The organism is Streptomyces sp. UF-297 (assembly GCF_058245575.1).
On record NZ_JBSIBZ010000181.1, the window covers coordinates 1 to 4372 of the forward strand.

Annotated in this window: 1 protein-coding gene; it reads left to right on the forward strand. The window is 73.1% G+C overall.

Translation table 11 applies throughout. The features are described from left to right. Positions 1-4372, forward strand: a 4372-nt coding sequence (locus AC4IJH_RS43055) for a type I polyketide synthase (RefSeq protein ID WP_490857498.1), incomplete at both ends; no start/stop codon positions are given.

Consider the following 4372-nt stretch of genomic DNA (forward strand, 5'->3'; position numbering starts at 1 on the left):
GCCGCTGCCCGGCCGCGAGGTCGTGGCCCAAGGCCTGGCCACCACCCTCGCCCTGGTGCAGGCCCTCGGCGACGCCGGGGTCGACGCGCCGCTGTGGATCCTCACCAGCGGCGCCGTCGCCACCGGGCCCGGCGAGGTGCTGACCAGCCCGCTGCAGTCGCAGATCTGGGGCTTCGGCCGGGTCGTCGGCCTGGAATACCCCGACCGCTGGGGCGGGTTGATCGACCTGCCTGCCGTACTGGACGAGCGCACCGGCGCGCAGCTGGTGGCCGTGCTGGCAGGCTGCGACGAGAACCAGGCCGCGGTCAGGCCTGCCGGGATTCTGGGCCGCAGGCTGACCCACGCCCCGCAGCCGACGGCGAACGGAAGCGCGGGGACATCGCACGGAACCGCGCTGATCACCGGTGGCACCGGCGCGCTCGGCGGACACGTCGCGCACTGGCTGACCGGACGCGGCGTGGACCGCCTGGTGCTGACCAGCCGCTCCGGGCCCGCCGGACAGGGCGTCGCCGCACAGGCGGCCGAACTGGCCGCGCAGGGCGCCCGCGTGGACGTTGTGACCTGTGATGTGAGTGACCGGTCGGACGTCGCCGGGCTGGTGGACTGGATCGGTACGAGCGGCCCTGCGCTGTCCGCGGTGATTCACACGGCGGCGGTGCTGGACGACGGCGTCATCGACGGCCTCTCGGCGGAACGTCTGGAGACGGTGCTGGCGGCCAAGGCCGGCGGCGCTGCCCACCTGGACGAGCTGACCGCGGACCTGGACCTGGACGCGTTCGTCCTGTTCTCCTCCGTGGTGGCCACGACGGGCGGTCCCGGCCAGGCCAACTACGCCGCTGCCAACGCGTACTTGGACGCCATTGCCGAGAACCGGCGGAGCCGCGGACTGGCCGGGCTCGCTGTGGCCTGGGGCCCGTGGGCGGCCGGTGTGGCGCAGGGCTCCGAGGCCGCGCGGCAGCGGCTGGCCCGCAATCAGTGGGAAGGGATGATGGCCCCGGACCTGGCGGTCCGGGCCCTGGGCGAGGCGCTCGACGGCCCCGACACCGTGCTGACGGTGACGAACATCGACTGGTCCGTGATCCTGTCGACGCCGGTGTCGGCGGCGAGCCTGCTGGAGGTTCCGCTGATGCGGGACCTGCCGGAGATCCACCAGCTGGCCTCGCTCCTGGCGGCCGTCCCCGCCGTACCGGCCGAAGGGGACCTGGCGCGCCAACTCGCCGGACTGGGCCGGGCCGAGCAGCACCGGATGCTGGTCGAACTCGTCCAGGCCAAGGCCGCCCATGTGCTGGGCTACCCGTCGCCCGAGGCGGTCGAGCCGGGCCGCGCCTTCAGCGAACTCGGCTTCGACTCGCTGACCGCTGTGGAGCTGCGCAACGACCTCAACACCGCGACCGGGCTGCGGCTGCCCGCGACCCTGCTGTTCGACTACCCCAGCGCGGCCACCCTGGCCGAGTACCTCGAAGCGGAGCTGCTGGGGGCCCAGCCGGACGACACCGCGGCACCGACGGTGGCATCGGCCGCGTCCGTGGCCGACGAGCCGATCGCGATCGTCGGCATGAGCTGCCGCTACCCCGGCGGCGTGGTCGACCCCGACGGGCTGTGGGCGCTGCTCACCTCCGGCGGGGACGCGATCTCCGGCTTCCCGGAGGACCGGGACTGGGACCTGGAAGCCCTCAGCGACCCCTCGGGCCGCGGCTCGTACGTACAGGCCGGCGGGTTCATCGAGGACATGAGCGGCTTCGACGCCGGGTTCTTCGGCATCAGCCCGCGCGAGGCGCTGGCCATGGACCCGCAGCAGCGGCTGCTGCTGGAGACCTCGTGGGAGGCCCTGGAGCGGGCCGGTATCGACCCGGAGTCGGTGCGCGGCACCTCGACCGGCGTGTTCGCCGGCGGGTACGCGTCCGGCTACGGCTACGGCGTGGACATCGAGGGCGCGGCACACCTCATTACCGGCAACGCGACGAGCGTGCTGTCCGGCCGGGTGTCCTACGCGCTCGGTCTCGAAGGCCCGGCGGTGACGGTGGACACGGCCTGCTCGTCGTCCCTGGTGGCGCTGCACTTGGCCGCGCAGGCTCTGCGGTCCGGCGAGTGCTCGATGGCGCTGGCCGGCGGTATCACGATCCTGGTGACCCCCGAGGGGTTCGTCGGCTTCAGCGAGCAGAGCGGGCTGGCGAAGGACGGGCGCTGCAAGGCCTTCTCGGCCGACGCGGACGGCATGGGCTTCGCCGAGGGCGCGGGCATGGTCGTCGTGGAGCGGCTGTCGGACGCCCGGCGCAACGGCCACAAGGTCCTCGCGGTGCTGCGCGGCTCCGCGACGAACCAGGACGGTGCGTCCAACGGCCTCACCGCGCCGAACGGCCCGTCCCAACAGCGGGTGATCCGGGCCGCGTTGGCGAACGCCGGGGTGCGCGCCGACGAGGTCGACGTGGTCGAGGCGCACGGTACGGGCACCAAGCTGGGCGACCCGATCGAGGCGCAGGCGCTGCTCGCTACGTACGGCCAGGAGCGCCCCGAGGACCGGCCGCTGCTGCTGGGCTCGGTGAAGTCCAACATCGGACACACCCAGGCCGCGGCCGGCGTGGCCGGTGTGATCAAGATGGTGCTGGCGCTCCAGCACCAGCACCTGCCGAAGACGCTGCACGCGGACGAGCCCTCGCCGCACGTGGACTGGACGGCGGGCGAGGTACGGCTGCTGACGGAAGCGGCGCCGTGGCCCACCAACGGCCGTCCGCGGCGGGCCGGTGTGTCGTCGTTCGGTCTGAGCGGCACCAACGCCCACATCATCCTTGAGGAGGCCCCGGCCGCCGAGGCCGGTGTGCCGGAGAACGACGGCCAGGACGACGCCATCGACCAGGGCGCGCCCGCCGAGGCCGACACCCTCACGGTGGTCGATCCCGGCGGGGTCGGCGCGTGGCTGGTGTCGGGCCGTTCGGCCGAGGGCCTGGCCGGGCAGACGGAGCGGCTGCACGACTGGGTGACCACGCGTCCGGAGCTGCATCCGGCGGATGTGGCCTGGTCGTTGGCGACCACGCGGTCGGTGTTCGAGCACCGTGCGGTGGTGGTGGGCGCTGACCGTACCGAGCTGGTGTCCGGGCTGCAGAGCCTGGCGGCCGGTGTGCCTGTGGGTTCGGTGGTGTCGGGCGTGGCTCGCCCCGGCGCGCGGGTGGTGTTTGCCTTCGCGGGGCAGGGTTCGCAGTGGGTGGGCATGGGGCGGGAACTCGCCCAGTCCAGCCCGGTGTTCGCGGCGCGTCTTGCCGAGTGCGAGCGGGCGTTGGCGCCGTTTGTGGACTGGTCGCTGAGTGACGTCCTCGCGGGTGCGGAGGACGCGCCCGAGTTCGAGGCGGCGCACGTTGTCCAGCCTGCGCTGTGGGCGGTGATGGTGTCGCTGGCGGCCGTCTGGGAGGCGGCAGGTGTCTCACCGGATGCGGTGGTGGGTCACTCGCAGGGTGAGATCGCGGCGGCGACGGTTGCTGGGATGCTGTCGCTGGAGGACGGTGCCCGGGTCGTGGCGTTGCGGTCGCAGTCGTTGAAGGTGCTGGCGGGTGCGGGCGGGATGCTCTCGGTGAGCCTGTCGGCCGCCGCTGTTGAGGAGCGCTTGCCGAACTGGGGTGAGCGCCTGTCGCTGGCGGCTGTCAACGGCCCGGCCTCGGTAGTGGTTTCCGGCGATCCCGGGGCTCTGGAGGAACTTCAGGCGGAGCTGGAGTCCGAGGGCGTACGGGCCCGGATGGTGGCGGTGGACTACGCCTCGCACAGCGCCCAGGTGGAGCGGTTGGAGGCGGAGATCACCTCCGCGCTGGCCGGGATCGCGCCGCGTCGGGGTCGGGTGCCGATGGTCTCCGCGATGACGGGCGAGACGCTGTCCGGCGAGGAGTTGGACGCCGCGTACTGGTACGGGAGCCTGCGCGCCACCGTGCATTACGACCGTGCGGTGCGGGTGCTGGCCGGGACGGGGCACCAGATTTTCATCGAGGTGACCCCGCACCCGGTGCTGTTGGGAGCGATGAACGACACGCTCGAAGAGGTCGCGCAGGACGCCGGCCCCGGTACGGCGGCCGGTGTGGTGTGCGGGACGCTGCGGCGGGATGACGGCGGCGCGAGCCGCTTGTTGATGTCGCTGGCCGAGGCGTACGTCCATGGCGTGACGGTCGACTGGGCGAAGGTGCTGCCGTCCGCCGACCGGGTCGAGCTGCCGACCTACGCCTTCCAGCACGAGCGGTTCTGGCCGCGTGCGGCCGGGCCGGTGCTTGGTGGCGACGCGGTGTCGCTGGGGCTGGGTGCGGTGGGTCATCCGCTGTTGGGTGCGGCGGTCGAACTGGCCGGTGGTGCGGGCCTGGTGTGCACTGGTCGGTTGTCGGTGCGTACGCATCCGTGG